This is a genomic window from Ramlibacter sp. P4_H7, assembly GCF_056400765.1.
On the sequence record NZ_JBFUKP010000014.1, the window covers coordinates 1 to 19,604 of the forward strand.

The window sequence follows — 19,604 nt, forward strand, 5'->3', positions numbered from 1 at the left end:
ACCCGGGCACCCGGGCGCGGGCCCGGCCTGCGGGGCGAGGCCCGGCGCGGCCGGCTGCAGAGCGGCTTCCGGCGCCGCAGCGGGGGCGCCCCCCAGCTGGCGCGTGAACGCCGCGAAGAAATCGTCGGCGTTCTTCTTCGCCACCGCCTGCACCAGCCGGCTGCCCACGCTGGCGAGCTTGCCGCCGATCTCCGCCTGCGCCGTGTAGCGCAGCAAGGTCTGCTCGCCTTGCGGCAGCAGCGCGACGCGCGAGCTCATCTTCGCGAAGCCGGCGGCGCCGCCCTGCCCGCGGCCGGTGAGCGTGTAGCCGTTGGGCGCGTCCAGGTCGGACAGGTTGACGTTGCCGCGGAAGGTGGCCGACACCGGCCCGACCTTGGTGGTGACGATCGCGTTGAACTCGGTGTCCGACACCTTCTCCAGCGCCTGGCAGCCGGCGATGCTGGCCTTGAGCACCTGCGGATCGTTCAGGGCTTCCCACACCCGCTGCTGCGGGGCGGGGACCAGGTATTCGCCCGTGATGTCCATGCTCATGCCGTCGCTCCATACAGCAGCGACAGCGCCTGCGTGCCGTCGCGGCCGTGGCCGCGCTCGACCAGCGTGGCGTACAGCTGGCGCGCCTGCGCCGCGCCCGGCAACTGCAGGTACATGCGGTCCGCCTCCGCCAGCGCGATCGACAGGTCCTTCAGGAAGTGCTCGATCATGAAGCCGGGCGCGAAGTCGCCCTTCACGATCTTCGGCCCCATCACGTTCAGCTGGAAGCTGCCGGCAGCGCCGCCGGAGATGCACTGCAGGACCACGTCCGGATCCAGCCCCGCGCTGCGCGCATAGGCAAGCCCCTCGCACACGCCCATGATGGTGGAGGCGATCACCACCTGGTTGCACATCTTGGTGTGCTGGCCGGTGCCGGGTCCGCCGGTGTGCACGATGGTCTTGCCCATCAGCTGCAGGATGGGCAGCGCCTCGGCGAATGCGCCGGCGTCGCCGCCCACCATGATAGCCAGCCGCGCCTCGCGCGCGCCGATGTCGCCGCCCGAGACGGGCGCGTCGAGCGCCCGGCAGCCGCGGGCCGCGGCCTCGCGTGCCAGCCGCTGCGCCAGTTCCGGGCTGGAGGTGGTCATGTCGATCAGCAGCGCATCCTTGGCCGTGGCGAGGATGCCGTCCTCGCCCAGCCAGACCTGTTCCACGTCGCGCGGGTAGCCGACCATGGTGATCACCACGTCGGAGCCCGCGGCCACGCCGCCGGGCGTGTCGCACCAGGTGGCGCCCCGCTCCAGCAGCGCCTTCGCCTTGTCGGCCGAGCGGTTGTACACGCGCACCGCATGGCCCGCAGCCAGCAGGTGGCCGGCCATGCTCTGGCCCATGATGCCGAGCCCGACGAAACCGATGCGGGCCTTGGGGGTCGTTGCAGTCATTCCTTCTTCTCCGTCGCTTGCTTGCCGCGCAGCAGGCTGCGCAGGTAGGTGGGGCTCAGCGGCTGCCGGTCGGCCCGCACGCCCAGGGGCGCGAGCGCGTCGTTCACCGCGTTCATCAGCGCGCCGATCGATCCCATCACGCCGCCCTCGGCCATGCCCTTGATGCCCGCCGGCGTGGCGCGGTTGGGCGTGTGCATGGGGATCAGTTCGAAGCGCGGGATTTCGTGCGCGGTCGCAACCAGGTAGTCGGCCAGCGAGCCGGACAGGTTTTGTCCGGTGGCCTCGTCGTAGTGGACGTGCTCCATCAGCGTGCCCGACAGGCCCATGGCGATGGCGCCGTGCTGCTGGCCCTCCACCACCACCGGGCTGAGCACCGTGCCGCAGTCTTCCGCCGCGACGTAGCGCTCGATCCGCACGGCGCCCGTCGCCGCATCGAGACGCACGATGCAGGCGTGGCTCGAATTCGAGTACGTCATGGGCGGCGGCTCGTAGGTCTTGTGGAACTCCAGGCCCGGGCTCATGCCGGGCGGCAGCGCCAGCGGGTCCAGGTAGGCCACGCGCGCGATGTCCGCGAGCGCCAGGCCGGCGTCCTGCCAGGCACCGTCCGCATGCCGCTGTACGCGGCCGTCCTGCATGCGCACCGCGTCGAGCGGAACCTGCAGGGTGTGCGCCGCGATCGCCAGCACCGCGCGCCGCGCATCCTGCGCGCACAGGTACAGCGTGCCGCCGCCGGCCGTGCCGCCGCGCGCGCCGCGACTGCCCATGCCGTAGGGCGCGATGTCGGTGTGGCCCAGGTGGATCTTCACGCACGAGGACGGCACGCCCAGGCCCTCGGCGACCGCCTGCGACAGCGCCGTCTCGTAGCCCTGCCCGGTCGCGCCCAGCCCCACCGAGGCGCTCACCACGCCCGAAGGTTCGATGCGCACCCAGGCCGCCTCGTGGCCGGAGCCGGGGATGCCGGCAGCCTTGTAGAACTTGGAGCCATAGGTGGTCGACTCCACCACGGTGCAAATGCCCAGGCCCAGCAGCTCGCCGCGGCTGCGCGCCTGGGCCTGCCGCGCGCGGAAGGCCTCGTAGTCGATCGCCGCCAGCACGCCTTCCATGGTCTCGCGCGGCGTGATGTCGGCCAGCACCTCGCCGGTGGCCATGGTGTAGGGATAGTCGCGCGGCTGCAGCATGTTCAGGCGGCGCACCGCGACCGGGTCCAGCCCCAGCTCGCGGGCGACGTTGTCCAGCGTTCCGTCCATCAGCCAACTGGTGATGGCCATGGGCGCGCGCATCGGCCCGTTGCCCACCTTGTTGGACAGCACCACCTTCACGTCGTAGCGGTAGTTGGCGATGCGGTAGGGGCCGGTGATGATCATCGCCACCACGCGCGCCAGGTAGTTGCCGGGGTAGAAGCTGTAGGCGCCGAAGTCCTCGACGATCTCCAGGTCCAGCGCCAGCACGCGGCCCTGCGAATCCACGGCCACCCGCGTGCGGCAGTGGTCCTCGCGCGCCTGCGAAGACGCCAGCAGGTTCTCCATGCGGTCCTCGCGCCAGCGCACCGGGCGGCCCAGCTGCATGGCCGCCACGGCCACCGTGAGCTCCTCGCGGTACACCGCGATCTTCTGGCCGAAGCCGCCGCCCACGTCGGGCGAGGCCACAGTCACCTGCGACTCCGACAGGCGCAGGCGCCCGGCCAGGGTCGTGCGGTAGGGATGCGGCACCTGCGTGCCGACCTGGAACAGCAGGTGCTCGCGGCCCGCGTCCCAGCTGGCGATGCAGCCGCGCGTCTCGATCGGCAGATGGGTCTGACGGTGCATCGAGAACGTGCTCTCGATCACCCGGTGCGCGCCGCGCATCGCGGCGTCCACGTCGCCGTAAGTCGCCTGCTGGTGCGACAGCAGGTTCGACGCCATCGCCTCGTCCACCAGCGGCGCGTCGGCGGCGAGCGACTGCCACATCGTCGTGACAGCCGGCAGCACTTCGTACTCCACGGCCACCTGCTCGGCGGCGTCCTCGGCCAGGTAGCGGTCGGTCGCGATCACGCAGGCGACCGGGTCGCCCTGGAAACGCACCTTGGTGATCGGCAGCGTGTCCGACTCCATCGGCTGCAGGCCCTCGATCGGCGGCGCCATGCGGTGCCGCGTCGTGTGCGGTGCGATGTCGCGTCCGGTGAAGATGGCGACCACGCCGGGCATCGCCAGCGCCGCGGCCGTGTCGATGGCGGCGATGCGCGCGTGCGCATGCGGCGAGCGCACGAAGCAGGCGTGCAGCGCACCGGGCACCACGATGTCGTCGATGTAGCGGCCGCGGCCGGTCAGCAGGCGCGCGTCCTCGCGGCGCGGTTCGTGCCGGCCGATGGAACGGAACGCAGTGTCGTTCATCGGATCACCTCCCCCCCTCGCGCAGGCGGCGCGCGGCCAGCAGGATCGCGTCGACGATGTTCTGGTAGCCGGTGCAGCGGCACAGGTTGCCCGACAGCGCTTCGCGCACCTGGGCCTCGGTCGGGTCCGGGTTGTCCTGCAGGAAGGGCTCGAAGGTCATCACGATGCCCGGCGTGCAGAAGCCGCACTGCAGGCCGTGGCACTCATGCAGCGCCTGCTGCAGCACCGACAGCTGCTGCGGCGTGCCGACCGACTCCACCGTCTGGATGTCGTGGCCTTCCATCTGCACGGCAAAGCTGAGGCAGGAGCGCTGGGGCCGGCCGTCCACCAGCACGGTGCAGGCGCCGCACACGCCGTGCTCGCAGCCGACGTGGGTGCCGGTGAGGCCGCAGTCCTCGCGCAGCGCATCGGACAGCAGCTTGCGTGCCGGCGCCTCGAACTCGATGTTGTCCCCGTTGACGGTGAGGGTGATGTGCTGGGTCGTCATGCGGGCACCGCGCTTCTTTCGACGCAGCGCGCGAGCGCGCGCGCCACCAGGGTTTCGGTCAGTTCCTTGCGGTACAGAGCCGGCACGCGCGGGTTCTCCTCCGGCGTGACCGCATCGCGCGCGGCCCGGGCCACGTCCGCGATCCAGTCCACCGAAGGCGTGCGCCCAAGGAAGGCGGCCGTCACGGCGTCCAGCCGCTGCGGCACCGGGGCGACGCCGCCCACGCCCAGCCGCATTCCGGTCACGCGCCCTTCGGCGAGCGTCAGCGTCGCCGCCACCGCCACGATCGCGTAGTCGCCGTGGCGCTGGTTGAACATGCGGTAGGCCGAGACCTCGCCGGCAACTGCGCACGGATAACGCACCGACACCACCATCTCATCCGGCGCGAGCGCCGTGGTCATCGCCGACTGCAGGAATTCGCTCGCCTCCACCACACGCTGGCTCCCCTGGCGCGCCAGCGTCAGCCGCGCGCCGAGCGTGACCGCCACCAGCGCGTGCTGTGCCGCCGGGTCCGCATGCGCCAGGCTGCCGCCCACGGTGCCGCGCTCGCGGATCGCGTCATGGCCGATGGTGCGCGTCGCCTGCACCAGCAGCGGACAGTGCTCGGCCGCCAGCGCGGATTCGGCGATCGCGCGGTGGCGCGCCAGCGCGCCCACCTCCAGGTGGTCGCCGCGCACGCGCAGTTGCGCCAGCTCGCTCAGGTCGTTGATGTCCACCAGCTGCGCCGGGCTGGCCAGGCGCATGTTCATCATCGGCACCAGGCTCTGGCCGCCGGCGATGAGCTTGGCGTCGGCGCCGAATCGCGCGAGCAGCGCCAGCGCCTCGTCGACCGAAGCGGGCCGGTGGTAGCTGAAGGCAGCGGGCTTCACAGGCTCTTCAGGACCACAGCAGGTTCTGCGTGGTGTCCGGGTCGAACACGTGCAGGCGGTGCATGCTGATCGCGAGCCTCGCCTGGTCGCCGGCCTTGTACTGGCACTCCTTGCCGACCCGGAAGAACAGCTTGGCGTCCGCGACTTCCATCTCCAGGAACTGGTCCGAGCCCACCGGCAGGACCGACAGGATGCGGCCGGTGAGGAATCCGTTGTCGGGCGCACCGATCTCCTCCGTCACGTCCTCCGCGCGGATGCCCAGCACCACCTCCCGACCGTCGTAGCCGGACAGCTTCTGCGCCGCTTCGTCCGGCAGGGTGAGCATGGTGCCGGCGTTGCGGAACATGAGGCCCTGGGTCGTGCGCGTGAGCCGCCCCTTGAGGAAGTTGATCGGCGGGTTACCCAGGAAGGAGGCGACGAACATGTTGGCCGGGCGCTCGTAGATCGCGTCGGGCGCGCCGATCTGCTGCACCACGCCGCTGCGCATCACGACGATGCGGTCGGCCAGCGTCAGCGCCTCCGCCTGGTCGTGCGTGACGTAGACGAAGGTGGTCTGCATCGCCTGGTGCAGCTGCTTGATCTCGGCGCGCATGGAGATGCGCAGCGCGGCGTCGAGGTTGGACAGCGGCTCGTCCATCAGGAAGACCTGCGGCTGGCGCACCATGGCGCGCCCCAGGGCCACGCGCTGGCGCTGTCCGCCGGAGAGCTGGTCGGGCCGGCGGTCCAGCAGCGGCTCGATCTCCAGGCGGCGGGCGGCGTCGCGCACGCGCCGGTCGATCTCCGGCTTGGCGAACTTGCGCATCTTCAGGCCGAAGGCGATGTTGTCGTACACCGTCTTGTGCGGATAGAGCGCGTAGCTCTGGAACACCATCGCCACGTCGCGCTTGTGCGGCGGCGTGGTGTTCATCACCTCGGCGTCGAAGCGCAGGTTGCCGTCGGTGACGTCCTCCAGCCCCGCGATCATGTTGAGCGTGGTGGACTTGCCGCAGCCGGACGGCCCCAGCAGGACCAGGAACTCCTTGTCGGCGATGTCGAGGTTGAGGTTCTCGAGCGCGGTGTACCCGTTGGGGTACTGCTTGCGGACGGATTCGAACTGGATGCGTGCCATGGACTGGTCCTTAACCCTTGACGGCGCCGGCGGTCAGGCCGGACACGATGTAGCGCTCGAACACGATGGCGATCAGCACCGGAGGCACGATCGCCAGCACGCCGGCGGCATTGATGAACGAGAAGCTGATGTTGAAGTCGGAGGTGAACGACGCGACCACGATGGGCATGGTCTGCGAGGCCGGCGTCTGCGTGAACATCAGCGCCAGCAGGAACTCGTTCCAGCTGGTGAGGAAGGTGAACAGCACCACCGCCACCAGCGAGGGAAGCGCCAGCGGCAGGAACACCAGCAGCAGCGTCTGCAGCCGCGAGCAGCCGTCCACGCGCGCCGCCTTGTCCAGCTCGTCGGGCAGCGACTCGAAGTAGCCGGTCAGGATGAAGATGCTGAAGGGCACCGTGATCGCCAGGTAGGTGATGACCAGCGACAGCAGGTTGTCCATCAGCCCCAGCTTCTGCACGAACAGGAAGAACGGAACCACCAGCGCGATGTCGGGGATGACCCGCGTCGACAGCATGAAGTAGATGGACGTGGTGCGGCCGATGAAGCGGATCTTGGCCAGCGCATAGGCCGCCGGCACGCTCACCAGCAGGTTCAGGATCACCACCGCGATGGCGACGATGAAGCTGTTCTTCATGGCCGGCAGCAGGTTGGCGGCCGTCGAGGGGATGAAGCCGCCGGTGGCCGTGTCGCCCTGCTTGCGCGTCTCGTAGGTCACCTTTTCGTCGGTGGCCTTGAAGATGGCCTCGAAGTTCTGCAGCGTGGGCGCGTGCGGCACCCAGTGCGGCGGCACCGAAGTGATCTCCGCCTCGGTCTGCATCGAGGACGAGACCAGCCAGCCGATCGGCGCCAGCACGTACAGCGAGAACAGCAGCGAGCCGATGAACAGCAGCGTGTTGCGGCCGGGAAGGATCTTGTTCATGGAGGGACCCGGGGCGCTCAGAGCTTGCGGCTCGTGGCGCGGATGATGGACCAGGCCAGCACGAAGGTCGCGAGGGCCATGATGTAGGCGAGCGCGGCACCGGTGCCGAAGGCCAGCTTGCGGAAGGTCTCCACGTACACCTGCCAGGCCACCACGTGGGACGCCTCGGCGGGACCGCCTTCGGTCAGAACGAAGAACAGGTCGAAGTGGCGGATGGCCATCATCGTTTCGTAGATCACCACCAGCGCGAAGCCGGGCACCAGCGAGGGCAGCGTGATGTGGATGAAGCGCTGCCAGACGTTGGCGCCGTCCACCTTGGCGGCGCTGTACAGGTCCGGCCGGATCGACTTGAGCGTCACCAGCAGCAGGATGGTGGCCAGCGGCACTTCCTTCCAGACGAAGGCATTGGTGATCAGCGGCAGCGTCTTGTTCGTGTCGCCCAGCATCACCAGGTACTTGTCGATGAAGCCCAGCTGCAGCAGCAGGCCGTTGAGCGCGCCGTAGCCCGAGTCGTAGATCCACTTCCACATCAGGCCGTTGGCCACGTAGGGAATGGCCCAGGGGATCAGCAGGATCGCCGACAGCACGCGGCGGCCGCGGAATTCCTGGTTGAGCAGCAGCGCCATCAGCGTGGCGATGACCATGATGGCCAGCACCGACAGCACGGTGAAGTTGACGGTGCGCAGCACCGACTCCCAGAACAGCGGGTCCTGGAAGACCTTGGCGTAGTTGTCGAACCAGACGAAGGGCACGCGGTTGGGGCGCGTGAGCTTCAGGTCGAACAGGCTGATCCAGAAGGAATACAGCACGGGGAACACCGCCACCGTCATCAGCACCACGACCATCGGCGTGAGGAACAGCATCGCGCTGCGCTGGTCGTAGGCGCTGGACGGGTAGCGCAGCCAGCCCTTGCGCGGCTGGGCTGCGGGGCGGTCGGCGGCAGGGGGGAAGGGGACCGCGTCCACGGCGAACGCGGGCCCGGCGGTCGTCTTCACGTGTCCTTGCGCAGTTCGTTCCAGGAGTCGGCGGACTTCTTCAGCGCCGCGGCCACGGTGGACTTGCCGATCACGGCCGACTGCCAGGCCGTGCCGTTGACCTCGTCCCATTCACCGAACCAGCGGGCGATGACGTCCTTCTTGCGCGCGAGCTTCTGCTGCGCCTCGAAGATCCGGATGTCCGCGTACTTGGCGTAGCTGGCCTGCACCTCGGGGTCCTTGAACATCGAGGGAATGCCGAAGCCCGAGCCCAGGTCGTTGAACAGCATCTTCTGGAACTGGTACTGGCTGCCGGCCTTGCCGCCGAACCACTCGATCAGCTTCGCGGCGTTGGCGGCGCGGGTCTTGTCGGCAGCGGCCTGCGGCGTCATGCCGTGGAAGCGCATCCAGCCGACGGTGGCGTTGGAGCCGCCGGGGCCGGCGGGCATCAGCGCCTGCTGCACGCGCCCGGCGATGGGCGACTGCTTGGGATCGTTGAGCGTGCGGATGCGATAGCGGCTGAGCAGGGCGAACGCATGGTTGCCCGCGCCGAAAGCCTTCAGGCCGTTCAGCTCGCCGGTCTCCACGCAGGCCGGGGAGATGATCTTGTGCTTCTGCACCGCGTCGGCGACCCACTGCATCGCGCGCTGCGCGCCGCCATTGGGCTGCGCCAGGGCCGCGACGCCCTTGTCGTCCACGAAGCGGCCGCCGTGCGAGAACACCATGGCGGACAGGAACTCGATCAGCCAGCTCTCGCGGGCCATCGACAGCATCATCGGATACTCGGACAGTCCGGCCGACTTGATCTTGAGCGACTGCTGCAGCACCTCGTCCCAGGTCTTCGGCGGCTCCTTGATGCCGGCCTTCTTGAGCATCTCGGCGTCGTAGAAGAAGGCCATGTAGTCGGAGTAGTAGGTCAGGCCGTACTGCCTGCCCTTGTACGTCATCGAGTCCGTGCAGAACTTGTCGGCGTCGGCGTTGTACTTGAGGAGGTCGGGGAACTGGTTGACGGGCGCGATCCAGCCGGCCTCGGCCCACTCGGGCAGCCAGCTGTCGGACACCCACAGCACGTCGACCGGGGCCTTGGCCACGAACTTGGTGATCATGGTGTCGCGGTACTGGGCCCAGGGCGAGGTGTTGTAGTTCACCTTGATCCCCGTCTTGGCCTCGAAGGCGGTCAGGTGGCTCTTGACCAGGTCCACCGCGGCCGACCACGTGTACATGTTCAGCGCGCCCGACTGCGCCAGCGCGTCGAGCGACAGCATGCCGCCCGCCGCCGCGCCCGCCGCTCCCGCCGCCTTCAGGAAGTCGCGCCGTGAAGGGGCGCCGTTCCAGGTGTTGCTCATGCCTCTCACTCCTCAGGAATGGCTGCAGCGGGCGTTCGCATCGCGACGTGCCGAGCCGGCCGGACCGCAGGCAGGCGGCCCGTTGCCGCTTGCCCGACCCATACATCGATTGTTTTCGGAATTCATCTATATCGTCAAGTGACGACAACGAAATCCTCGGGAATTCCCTATCAGCAGGCGACGACGCTGACCGCCAGCCCGCCCAGCGACGTCTCCTTGTATTTGTGGTGCATGTCGGCGCCGGTCGCCTTCATGGTGGCGATCACGCGGTCCAGGGTGATCAGGTGGCGCCCGTCGCCGGCCAGGGCCAGGCGGGCGGCATTGATCGCCTTCACCGCACCCATGGCGTTGCGCTCGATGCAGGGCACCTGCACCAGGCCACCGACCGGGTCGCAGGTCATCCCCAGATGGTGTTCCATGGCGATCTCGGCGGCGTTCTCCACCTGCTCCGGCGAGCCGCCCAGCGCGGCGGCCAACCCCGCCGCCGCCATCGAGGCGGCCACGCCCACCTCGCCCTGGCAGCCCACCTCGGCGCCGGAGATCGAGGCGTTCTCCTTGTAGAGCGAGCCGATCGCCGCGGCGGTCAGCAGGAAGTCGTGGCTGCGCGCGGTGTCGCCTCCCGCATGGAAGCGCTCGTGGAAGCGCAGCACGGCCGGCAGCACGCCCGCGGCGCCGTTGGTGGGCGCGGTGACGACCCGGCCGCCGGCGGCGTTCTCCTCGTTGACGGCCACCGCGTAGGCATTGACCCAGTCCAGCTCGCGCAGGGGCTGCGCACCGTGGCGTTGCAGCGCCTCGTGCAGCACGGCGGCGCGCCGCTGCACGCCCAGCCGACCCGGCAACTCGCCGTGCGCGGCCAGGCCGCGGTCCATGCAGTCGAACATCACCTGGCGGATCCGGTCCAGGCCCGCATCGAGCTGCGCGGCCGGCCGCAGCGCGAGCTCGTTCTCCCGCGCCAGTTGCGCGATGCCGATGCCGCGGGCGGCACAGCGCCGCAGCAATTCGTCGGCCGAGCGATAGGGATGCGGCCAGTCGACGCACGCAGCAGCGGTCGCGGGGTGGCGCAGTTCCTCCTCCGTCGCGACGAAGCCGCCGCCGACCGAGTAACTGACCTGGCTCGCGACCACCTGGCCCGCGGCGTCGCGGGCCAGCAGCCGCATGCCGTTGGGATGCAGCTCCAGGCTCTCGCGCTCGTGGAACAGCAGGTCCTCGCGCTGGCGGAACGGCACCGCGTGCCGCCCGAGCAGGCGGATCTCGCCGGAGCGGGCGACGGCCTCCAGCCAGGCGTTCGCCTGGGCGATGTCCACCGTCTCCGGGTCCTGCCCCATCAGGCCGAGCAGCACCGCGCGGTCGGTCGCATGGCCGCGCCCGGTCAGCGCGAGCGAGCCGTAGAGGTGCGCCTCGATGCGCGCGACGGACTCCAGCCGGCCGGCCTCTGCCAGCGCGCGCACGAAGCGCAGGGCGATGCGCATCGGCCCCACCGTGTGCGAGCTGGACGGGCCGATGCCGACCTTGAACAGGTCGAAGACGCTGACCGGCATGCGTGCCCCTACGCCAGTGGCGAGAACGCGGCCGGGGCCAGGAACACGCTTTCCTGGTGGACCAGGTAGGGCAGCATGGACGGCACGAAGGCGGTCCACTCCGCGTCCTTGGCCATCTTGGCGCGCTGCCCCGTGCGGTGGCCCAGGTCGTCGTAGGCCCACAGGAAGACGACGGAGTTGAGCACCCCGCTCTCCTTGGTCCAGCAGCCCACCAGCTTGGCGTAGCGCGAGATCAGGGGCAGCCCCCGCTCCTGGTACATCTTGAGGAATTCGCCGGCCTTGCCCGGCTGGACCTGGTAGGTCCGCATTTCGTAGATCACGCCCGCTCCTTCGTTGTGTCCATGCCCATGTCGTCATGCATGGCTCGCTTAAATCGTCACTTGACGATATGATTTTGCCGCTAGAGTGCTGGCCGTGTCCACCGATTTCGCGCGCCCTGCCGTGCGCGCCGACCGATGAAAGCCAAGTCCGCAGTCCTGTCGTCGAAGCGGCCGCCCCCGGCCGACAAGCCCGCCAACGGCAAGCGCCGCGCCACCGCGCGCCTGCCCGCGGCCGAACGCAAGGCGCAGATCCAGGCCAAGGCCTTCGAGTTCTTTTCGGAGTACGGGCTGACGGCCCAGACCCGCGCACTGGCCGAGGCCTGCGGCGTGTCGCAGCGCCTGCTGTACAGCGCCTTTCCCAACAAGGCAGCGCTGATCAACGCCGTGTACGAGGCCGAGATCGCCGGCCCCTTCAAGGCGATCTGGTTCGTGCAGCTGCGCGACCGCAAGGTGCCGCTGGCCGAGCGCCTGAACAACTTCTACGGCGAGTACTACGACACCATCCTCACGCGGCGCTGGCTGCGGCTGTTCCTCTACGCCTCGCTGGCCGAAGTGGAGATTGCGCCCACCTACATCGCGGCGATCATCCGCACGCTGCTGCAGACCATCGTCGAGGAGGCCGCGTTCGACTGCGGGCTGGAGACACCGGCCGATGCCGGCCTGGCGCAGGAGATCGGCTGGGTCCTGCACGGCAACATCTCGCACCTGGCGATCCGCCGCCACGTCTACGGCGACGGCACCTCCATCGGCGTGCGCGACGTGATCGCGTTGCACGTCTCGGCCTTCCTGAACACGATTCCTGCCGTGCTGGCGCCCAAGCGGGGCGGCAGGAAGTAGAGGGGTGCGGCCGGCCACGTGCACTGGATGCCCCGCGCGAAAGTTCCAGGCCGGCGCTACGGCTCAGGGCAGTGACAGGATCCAGCGCGCCAGCTGCCTGGCTTCCTCGTCGCTGATCAGCGGCCGCTCGCTGTCATTGGGCATCCTCGCCGCGCCCCAGTGGGGTCCCAGGTTGGCGTCGCTGCCCAGGCGCATCACGTCGATGAGTTTCTTCTCGGGCGACTTCATGGGCTTGTAGACCGCCTTGATGGCCTCGAACGACGGGCCGATCACGTACCGGTCCACGGCGTGGCACTGCATGCACTGCTTTTTCTCGGCCAGCTTCGCGTTGGCGAAGGCCGGCCCGCAGGCACCGGCCGCAAGGAACAGGGCGGTGACCAGCATGACCTTCATTCGATGCCTCCGGCGATGGGGACTTCAAGGTACTCCCGCGCCGGCCGGCCCCATTGACGCGGCGCAAACAAACGGGCGCTTCCGCGTCTCGCAGTGCGCGCAGCCGGCTGCCGGGGGCGGTTGCATCCGCAAACATCGACTTGCGCATCGCGTGGCAGATTGCGCGCTGCCGCCCGGCCGACCTCGCGCCCGCCGCAAGCGGCCAGGCAGACCCGTTCAACCCTTGCAGGACCCCATGGCAGAAAACTACTTCCTCACCCTCGTCGGCGCGGCTTGCGGCTTGTTCGCCGCATTCTTCGTGTTCGTCCTCGGCCGGCTGTGGCTGCAGACCGTGCCGCCGCTGGTCCGGCGCTGGAGGTATCGAGGGGTAAACATTTCCGGCGAGTGGAAAGGTTTGGGAACAGGCAGCGTGCCGGCCTCCGGCGAGTGGAGCGAAGTCGCGCTCAACCTGAAGCAGCACAGTGCCGACCTGCGCGGACTCATGATGATCCGCAACCAGTCCGCAGGACAGTCGTTCGACCTGAACCTGCAGGTCACGGGCAAAGTCACCGGCGGGTATGCCGCCCTGAACCTGTCGCCCTCGGGCAAGGCGACGGCGTCCGTGGCGACCGCGCTGCTGAAGGTCGAGGGCGGCGGCGCCCTCAACGGCCAGCTGCTGTATCGCCACCCTTTGGCGGACACGGTCGACGTCATCCAGATGTCCGTGCACCGCGCCGAGTCCAGCGCCACGCCGCGACTGCACCCCGCCTCCCGGCCCGCGACCGACGTCCAGCCCCTCCATGCGGGCGCGCCGTTCGGCCTGGCCACGAAGTCGTAACGAACAGCGTGCTGGACCTGGCGAGGGACAGTGGATCGCGCACCGCGCATCCTTCTGGCGCGGTAACGCCACCGTCGGTGCGGGTTGTGTACGGGACCGCACGGATGGCGGCCCCCGGAAGGGCTAGGCTGTGCCTTGTTCCATCGTGGCCGGTGTTCTTGCCGCGCGCACGATCCACCAAGGAATTCCATATGAACGGCATCCGGCTCACGGCCATCGTGCTCATCGTCGCGAGCGTGCTCGCCCTGCTCTACGGCGGCTTCAGCTACACGCAGGACACGCAGAAGGCGAAGATCGGTCCGATCGAACTGACGGTCAAGGAGAACAAGACCGTGAACATTCCGGTGTGGGCCGGCGTCGCGGGACTGGTGATCGGCGGCGCGCTCCTGCTGCTGGGAACCAAGGGGAAATGAAGCCATGCGCAAACTGATCGTCCTGCTGTCGATGGCGCTGTCGATGGCCTCGGCCGGCGCGCAGGTCAGCTTCGGGCTGTCCTCGCCGGGCCTGTCCATCGGCATCAACGTGCCGGTGTACCCACAGCTCGTGCGCGTGCCCGGCTACCCGGTGTACTACGCGCCGTCCCTCGGCTCGAACTACTTCTTCTACGACGGCATGTACTGGGTGTTCCAGGGCGACAACTGGTACGCGAGCTCCTGGTACAACGGCCCGTGGTGGGTGGTCGCGCCCGATGCCGTCCCGGTGTACGTGCTGCGCGTGCCGGTGCGCTACTACCGCAATCCGCCGCGCTATTTCCACGGCTGGCAGCCGGCCTACGCGCCGCGCTGGGGCGAGCACTGGGGGCACGACTGGGATCGCCGCCACAGCGGCTGGAACCAGTGGGACCGCAGGTTCACGCCGGCGCCCGCGCCGCTGCCCGCCTACCAGCGCCAGTACTCGGGAACACGCTATCCCCCGCCGCAACGCCAGCCCGAACTGCAGACGCGCCACTACAGCTACCAGCCGCGCGAGGCGGTGGTGCAGCAACACCAGCAGGCGCAGGCGATGCCAGGCCCCGGGCCGCGCGTGCAGCAGGGCGGACCCGCCCCGCATGCGCAGCAGCCAGGCCCCCGCCCCGGCCCGAACGAGGCCGCGCACGGCGGCAGGCCCGCACCGCACGAACAAGGGCAAGGCCAGGGCCAAGGGAAAGGGCACGGCAACGGCAACGGCCGCGGGAAGGACCACGACCAGGGCGACGAGCGCGGCCAGGGCAAGCACTAGCGCCCCCTGGCGCGTCACGTAGCCGTCACGTCGCCACCAGGCTGCAGAAGCGCTCCAGGTCGACGTTGCCGCCGCTGACCAGGATGCCCACGCGCCGGCCCTTCAGCTGTTCCTTCATCGCCAGTGCGGCGGCGAAGCCCAGGCAGCCGGTCGGCTCGATGACCAGCTTCATGCGCGTGAACGCGAACGCCATGCGCTCCACCAGCTGCGCATCCGACACGGTCAGGATGTCGTCGACGTCGCGCCGGATGATGGGAAAGGTCAGGTGTCCCAGGTGCTGGGTCTGCGCGCCGTCCGCGATGGTCCGGGGCGTGTCGATGTGGACGATCGCACCGGACCGGAAGGACTGCTGGCCGTCGTTGCCCGCCTCCGGCTCGACGCCATACAGCTTGCAGCGCGGCGACAGCGCCCGGGTGGCCAGCGCGGACCCCGCGAGCAGGCCGCCTCCGCCCAGGCAGACGAAGAAGGCATCGAGCTCCCCGACTTCCTCGAACAGTTCCTTGGCCGCGGTGCCCTGCCCGGCGATCACGTCCGGGTGGTCGTAGGGCGGAACCAGCGTCAGCCCGTGCCTCTCGGCCAGGTCGCGTCCGATCTGCTCACGGTCTTCGGTGTAGCGGTCGTAGCTCACCACCTGGCCGCCATAGCCCCGGGTGGCGGCGACCTTGGCCGCCGGCGCGTCGTGCGGCATCACGATGGTGGACGGGATCCCGAGGATCCGGGCCGACAGCGCGATCGCCTGCGCATGATTGCCCGACGAGAACGCGACCACCCCGGCCTTGCGCTGGCGCTCGTCGAAGCGCGAAAGCGCGTTGAACGCGCCGCGGAACTTGAAGGCCCCCATGCGCTGCAGGTTCTCGCACTTGAAGAACACCCGCGCACCCAACTCCTCGTCGACGGTGCGCGAGGTGATCACGGGGGTCTTGTGGGCCTGGCCTTCGATGCGCCGGGCGGCGGCCTGCACCTCTTCGTAGCTGGGCAGGCTCACTTCGCCGGCTTCTTCGGCGACCTGCGAGCGGCCTCCAGCGCCGCGGCCTTCTCCGCATGCTTCTCGGCGCGCGACTTGCGCGCCTTGGGCTTCTTGGTGTCCTTGGCGTCGTGCGCGCCCTCCTTGGCCTTGGGCTTGTCCTTGGCCTGGGGATGGTGCGTGCGCACCAGCCGGTCGAGGGCGGTCGGCTTGGGCTGCAGCGCCTGCTCCTTGCGCTTGACCTGCTCCTCCTTGAGCTGGCGGCGCTCCTCGATCAGGGCGGTCTCGGCCGCGGACGGCGCCTGGTCCGCCGCCGCCGTCTCCATCCGGGCCTGCTTCGCGCGATGCAGCGCCTGGCCGTTGGCCTCGATCCTCTTGGTCAATGATGCAATGCGAATCGGCATGGGTGCTTTCCTCCTGGTGCGGGAACGCCACTGTAGGCCGGCGCGGCGCCCGACGCCAGCCGGTTGCTGCCATTGCGGTGCAGCAGGCTCACGCATGAGCACAGCGGGGCTGGATCCGGCGAGCCAACCGGCGTCGCCCAGGGGATGGGAAAGGACCGCCATACTCCGCCTCGTGCGTGGACTCGAACACATCCTTGTCCTGTTTGCCGCCGCCGTGGTGCTTGCCGCCGCCGCACGCCGGGTGGGCGCGCCCTACCCCGTGTTCCTGGCCATCGGCGGCGCGCTGCTGGCCCTGCTCCCGGGCGCGCCCAGTCCCTTCCTGCCGCCGGAACTGGTGCTGGCCCTGTTCGTGGCGCCGGTGCTGGTCGACGCCGGCTACGACGCTTCCCTGCGCGACCTGCGCGACAACTGGGCGCCCCTGGTCGGCCTGGTGGTCGTCGCGGTAGGCCTCACGACGCTGGCGGTCGCCGCCGTCGCCCACGCGCTCGTGCCGGGCCTGCCCTGGGCGGCGGCGATCGCGCTGGGCGCCATCGTCGCCCCGCCCGATGCGGTGGCGGCCACCGCGGTGCTGCGTCCGCTGCATCCGCCGCAGCGCATCCTGGGCATCCTGGAAGGCGAGAGCCTGCTGAACGACGCCAGCGCGCTGCTGATCTACCGCCTGGCCGTCGGAGCCGTGGCTGCCGGCGGATTCTCGGTGCAGGCCGTGGCGCCCACCTTCCTGCTCGCGGTGCTGGGCAGCGTGGTGGCGGGGCCGGCGCTGGGCTGGCTGATGCAGCGACTGCTGGACCACGTGCAGCACATCCCCACGGCCATCATCCTGCAGTTCGTGGGCACGTTCACCGTGTGGCTGGTGGCCGAGCACGTGGGACTGTCCGGCGTGCTGACCACGGTGTGCTTCGCCATGACCCTGGGGCGAACGGCGCCCGCGCGCACGCCGGCCCGCATCCGCATTCCCACCAACGCGGTGTGGGCCACGGCCATCTTCGCGCTGAACATCTTCGCCTTCATCTTCATCGGCCTGCAGATCCGCCCCATCCTGGTGGAGCTGGCGCCGCCGGCGCGCGAGCAGTACCTGCTGGTGGCGGCCGCCGTGCTGGCCACGGTGATCCTGGTGCGCATCGCCTGGCACATGACCTTCAACGCGGCGATCCGCTGGCGCGACCGGCATTACGGCTTCCGTCCGCCGCGGCCCATGCTGCGGCCCACCGTCGGCAGCGGGCTGGTGATCTCGTGGGCCGGCATGCGCGGCATCGTCACGCTGGCCGCGGCCTTGGCGCTGCCCGAAGGCTTTCCCGCCCGCGACCTGATCGTGCTGACGGCGTTCTCGGTGGTGCTGGGCACCCTGCTGATCCAGGGCCTGACCCTGAAGGCACTGCTGCGCGTCCTGAACCTGCGCGACGACGACCCGGTCGCGCGCGAGGAGCATGCGGCGCGGCAGCGCATGCTGGCCGCGGCGTATGCGCAGCTGCCCGCAGGCGGCTCGCCGGCCGTGGACCTGGTGCGCAAGGACCTGAAGATCCGCCTGGGGCAGCCGCAGCGCAGCGAAGGCCCGCACGCGTCCTTCGGCGCCGAGTACGAGACCGCGACCCGCGCCGCGCTGGGCGCCGCGCGGCAGGAGCTGCTGGCACTGCGCGACAGCGGCGACATCGGCGACGACGCCTTCCACACCCTGGAGAACGACCTGGACTGGATGGAAGTGTCGGAGCCGCTGCGCGCGGCGAACGCGGACGCGACGGAGTAGGCAACCGCAGCCGGATCGGGCAGCGGGGATGCCCACCCTGTCGGGTGCAGGGGCTTGGAACGCTTTCCTCGTCCGTGGCATCCATGACAGGGAAGGCCTCACCCGCGACCACGACGCATTCCGCACGCGCCCGGGCGGCCGAGGAGCCGCTTCATGACCGCCATGACCGTCCACCTGCAACGCCGCGAGGAAGTCGCCCACGGCACGATGGCCTTCCATTTCGACAAGCCGGCCGGCTTCAGCTTCCGGCCGGGGCAGGCGATCGACCTGATCCTGCCGGATCCGGCCGTCGCCGACACGGAGGCGCCGCGCCACGCGTTCTCCATCGTCAGCGCGCCGCACGAGGGCGAACTGGTGGTGGCCACGCGCATGCGGGACAGCGCGTTCAAGAACGCACTGGCAAGCCTGCCCGTCGGCGCGGCCGCCGGCGTCGACGGCCCGTTCGGTTCGCTGACCCTGCACAACAAGCTGGGACGCGCTGCCGTCTTCATTGCCGGCGGCATCGGCATCACGCCTTTCATGAGCATGCTGCGGCACGCCGCGCACGACGCGCTGCAGCAGCGCCTGGTCCTGCTGTACGCGAACCGGCGGCCCGAGGACGCCGCCTTCCTGTCCGAACTGCAGCGGCTGGAAGGGGAGAACCGCAACTTCCGCCTGGTCGCCACCATGACGCGGATGCAGGAGTCCCGCTTGCCGTGGCGGGGTGAAACCGGCACGATCGACGAAGCACTCCTGAAGCGGATCGGCGCGGAGCTGCCGGAACCCATCTACTACGTGGCCGGCCCGCCGGCGATGGTCGGCGCCGTGCGCGACACGCTGGAGCGCGCCGGGGTCGACAGCGACGACATCCGCAGCGAGGAATTCCACGGCTATTGAGGAGGCAGCACCATGGCAGCCGGCGTCCAGGAGAAGACCGCTTTCGTGCTGGCCGGCGGCGGCAGCTTCGGCGCCATCCAGGTGGGCATGCTGCGCGAACTCGTGGCGCACGGCGTGGTACCGGACCTGGTGGTGGGCGCCTCGGTCGGCGCGCTGAACGGCATCTACTTCTGCAGCGATCCCACGCCCGCCGGCGTGGCGCGGCTGGAGGCGGTCTGGTGCGGGCTGCGGCGCAGCGACATATTTCCGCTGTCGCCGCGCCACCTGTTCGGCGTCTTCATGGGATCGGCGTCGCTGGTCGACCCGAGCGGCCTGCGCGGCCTCATTGCCCGCCACCTTGCCCACCCGCAGCTGCAGGACACGCGGATTCCCGTGCACGTCGCGGCGACGGATCTGCTCACCGGCGCGTCGGTGCTGCTGTCATCGGGACCCGCCGCCGAAGCCATCCTGGCCAGTTGCGCCATTCCGGGCGCCTTTCCGCCCGTGCGCATCGGCGACCAGTACCTCATCGACGGCGCCGTCGCCACCAACACGCCGGTGATGGCGGCGCTGGCGCTCGGATGCACGCGCCTGGTCGTCCTGCCCACCGGCTTCGCGTGCGCACTGAGAACCGCGCCCACGGGAGCGCTCGCCAGTGCGTTCCATGCACTGAACCTGCTGGTGGCGCGCCAGCTGGTGCGCGACCTGGAGCAGCTGGCCGATCGCGTCGAGGTCGCGACGGTGCCGCCCTTGTGCCCACTGGCGGTCTCGGCCTACGACTTCACCCGGGCGCCCGAGCTGATCGAACGCGCCGCGCAGAGCACGCGGCACTGGCTCGAGAACGGCGGACTCCGGCAGCAGCGCATTCCCGGCGCGCTGCGCCCGCACGTCGACGAATCGCCGGCCGCCGAGGGGTGCGACGCTTCGGTGCACGCTGCCGTTCCGCATCACTGACGCGTTGACCGGCGACAAGCGCGCCGTGGGCACTGCCTCGACGCCCAGGCCGACGCGACCGATAGCGCGACTCTCGCAT

Annotated in this window: 21 protein-coding genes; 7 read left to right on the forward strand and 14 right to left on the reverse strand. The window is 69.8% G+C overall.

Annotated elements, in window-relative coordinates; genetic code table 11:
• The 11 genes from AC1DSA_RS18095 to AC1DSA_RS18145 form a co-directional block, all read right to left on the reverse strand.
• Nucleotides 1-531: SRPBCC family protein (locus tag AC1DSA_RS18095; protein WP_477891694.1), on the reverse strand; the 531-nt coding region annotated here is incomplete at its 3' end.
• On the reverse strand, nt 528-1,412 hold the full coding sequence (locus AC1DSA_RS18100) for an NAD(P)-dependent oxidoreductase (RefSeq protein ID WP_477891696.1): 885 nt from the start codon (nt 1,410-1,412) through the stop codon (nt 528-530). The genes AC1DSA_RS18100 and AC1DSA_RS18095, both read right to left, overlap by 4 nt.
• The gene (locus tag AC1DSA_RS18105) at nt 1,409-3,781 is read right to left on the reverse strand and encodes a xanthine dehydrogenase family protein molybdopterin-binding subunit (RefSeq protein WP_477891698.1); all 2,373 of its coding nucleotides are present in this window, start codon (nt 3,779-3,781) and stop codon (nt 1,409-1,411) included. The genes AC1DSA_RS18100 and AC1DSA_RS18105 overlap by 4 nt, the downstream gene beginning before the upstream one ends.
• 4 nt (nt 3,782-3,785) lie before the next feature.
• Entirely contained in the window at nt 3,786-4,268 is a 483-nt protein-coding gene (locus AC1DSA_RS18110) for a (2Fe-2S)-binding protein (RefSeq protein ID WP_477891700.1), read from the reverse strand.
• Entirely contained in the window at nt 4,265-5,137 is an 873-nt protein-coding gene (locus tag AC1DSA_RS18115) for an FAD binding domain-containing protein (RefSeq protein ID WP_477891702.1), read from the reverse strand. The genes AC1DSA_RS18110 and AC1DSA_RS18115 overlap by 4 nt, the downstream gene beginning before the upstream one ends.
• A gap of 7 nt (nt 5,138-5,144) precedes the next feature.
• Nucleotides 5,145-6,245: an ABC transporter ATP-binding protein gene (locus tag AC1DSA_RS18120; protein WP_477891704.1), complete on the reverse strand. Its 1,101-nt coding sequence runs from the start codon at nt 6,243-6,245 to the stop codon at nt 5,145-5,147.
• Nucleotides 6,246-6,255: 10 nt separating this feature from the next.
• Nucleotides 6,256-7,164 (reverse strand): carbohydrate ABC transporter permease, encoded by a 909-nt coding sequence (locus AC1DSA_RS18125; protein WP_477891706.1) that lies wholly within the window; start codon nt 7,162-7,164, stop codon nt 6,256-6,258.
• 17 nt (nt 7,165-7,181) lie between these two features.
• Nucleotides 7,182-8,159: a carbohydrate ABC transporter permease gene (locus AC1DSA_RS18130; protein WP_477891708.1), complete on the reverse strand. Its 978-nt coding sequence runs from the start codon at nt 8,157-8,159 to the stop codon at nt 7,182-7,184.
• Nucleotides 8,156-9,484 carry an extracellular solute-binding protein gene (locus tag AC1DSA_RS18135; protein ID WP_477891710.1) on the reverse strand — a complete coding sequence of 443 codons (1,329 nt, stop codon included), beginning with the start codon at nt 9,482-9,484 and terminating at the stop codon, nt 8,156-8,158. The genes AC1DSA_RS18130 and AC1DSA_RS18135 overlap by 4 nt, the downstream gene beginning before the upstream one ends.
• A 170-nt stretch (nt 9,485-9,654) precedes the next feature.
• Entirely contained in the window at nt 9,655-11,022 is a 1,368-nt protein-coding gene (locus tag AC1DSA_RS18140; protein WP_477891712.1) for an L-serine ammonia-lyase, read from the reverse strand.
• 8 nt (nt 11,023-11,030) lie between these two features.
• Complete coding sequence (locus AC1DSA_RS18145; RefSeq protein ID WP_477891714.1) at nt 11,031-11,342, reverse strand: NIPSNAP family protein; 312 nt, start codon at nt 11,340-11,342, stop codon at nt 11,031-11,033.
• Nucleotides 11,343-11,477: 135 nt separating this feature from the next.
• On the opposite strand from AC1DSA_RS18145, the gene AC1DSA_RS18150 reads away from it, so the two are divergent.
• On the forward strand, nt 11,478-12,179 hold the full coding sequence (locus tag AC1DSA_RS18150; protein WP_477891716.1) for a TetR/AcrR family transcriptional regulator: 702 nt from the start codon (nt 11,478-11,480) through the stop codon (nt 12,177-12,179).
• A 63-nt stretch (nt 12,180-12,242) separates the two neighbouring features.
• Here the strand turns inward: AC1DSA_RS18150 and AC1DSA_RS18155 are convergent, their stop codons facing one another.
• Complete coding sequence (locus tag AC1DSA_RS18155) at nt 12,243-12,572, reverse strand: c-type cytochrome (protein WP_477891718.1); 330 nt, start codon at nt 12,570-12,572, stop codon at nt 12,243-12,245.
• A gap of 235 nt (nt 12,573-12,807) precedes the next feature.
• Between AC1DSA_RS18155 and AC1DSA_RS18160 the strand changes: the two genes are divergently transcribed.
• From AC1DSA_RS18160 to AC1DSA_RS18170, 3 genes are all read left to right on the forward strand, one after another.
• Nucleotides 12,808-13,389 carry a hypothetical protein gene (locus AC1DSA_RS18160; RefSeq protein WP_477891720.1) on the forward strand — a complete coding sequence of 194 codons (582 nt, stop codon included), beginning with the start codon at nt 12,808-12,810 and terminating at the stop codon, nt 13,387-13,389.
• 191 nt (nt 13,390-13,580) lie between these two features.
• The gene (locus AC1DSA_RS18165; RefSeq protein WP_477891722.1) at nt 13,581-13,802 is read left to right on the forward strand and encodes a hypothetical protein; all 222 of its coding nucleotides are present in this window, start codon (nt 13,581-13,583) and stop codon (nt 13,800-13,802) included.
• Nucleotides 13,803-13,806: 4 nt separating this feature from the next.
• The gene (locus tag AC1DSA_RS18170; RefSeq protein ID WP_477891724.1) at nt 13,807-14,607 is read left to right on the forward strand and encodes a hypothetical protein; all 801 of its coding nucleotides are present in this window, start codon (nt 13,807-13,809) and stop codon (nt 14,605-14,607) included.
• Nucleotides 14,608-14,632: 25 nt separating this feature from the next.
• On the opposite strand, the gene AC1DSA_RS18175 is transcribed toward AC1DSA_RS18170, so the two are convergent.
• Together AC1DSA_RS18175 and AC1DSA_RS18180 are read right to left on the reverse strand one after the other, a co-directional pair.
• On the reverse strand, nt 14,633-15,592 hold the full coding sequence (locus AC1DSA_RS18175; RefSeq protein WP_477891726.1) for a threo-3-hydroxy-L-aspartate ammonia-lyase: 960 nt from the start codon (nt 15,590-15,592) through the stop codon (nt 14,633-14,635).
• Entirely contained in the window at nt 15,589-15,975 is a 387-nt protein-coding gene (locus AC1DSA_RS18180) for a hypothetical protein (RefSeq protein WP_477891728.1), read from the reverse strand. The genes AC1DSA_RS18175 and AC1DSA_RS18180 overlap by 4 nt, the downstream gene beginning before the upstream one ends.
• A gap of 172 nt (nt 15,976-16,147) precedes the next feature.
• On the opposite strand from AC1DSA_RS18180, the gene AC1DSA_RS18185 reads away from it, so the two are divergent.
• From AC1DSA_RS18185 to AC1DSA_RS18195, 3 genes are all read left to right on the forward strand, one after another.
• The gene (locus AC1DSA_RS18185; protein ID WP_477891730.1) at nt 16,148-17,716 is read left to right on the forward strand and encodes a cation:proton antiporter; all 1,569 of its coding nucleotides are present in this window, start codon (nt 16,148-16,150) and stop codon (nt 17,714-17,716) included.
• A 153-nt stretch (nt 17,717-17,869) separates the two neighbouring features.
• Nucleotides 17,870-18,592: a ferredoxin--NADP reductase gene (locus tag AC1DSA_RS18190; protein ID WP_477891732.1), complete on the forward strand. Its 723-nt coding sequence runs from the start codon at nt 17,870-17,872 to the stop codon at nt 18,590-18,592.
• Between the two features lie 12 nt (nt 18,593-18,604).
• Nucleotides 18,605-19,525: a patatin-like phospholipase family protein gene (locus AC1DSA_RS18195; RefSeq protein ID WP_477891734.1), complete on the forward strand. Its 921-nt coding sequence runs from the start codon at nt 18,605-18,607 to the stop codon at nt 19,523-19,525.
• Nucleotides 19,526-19,604 lie beyond the last annotated feature (79 nt).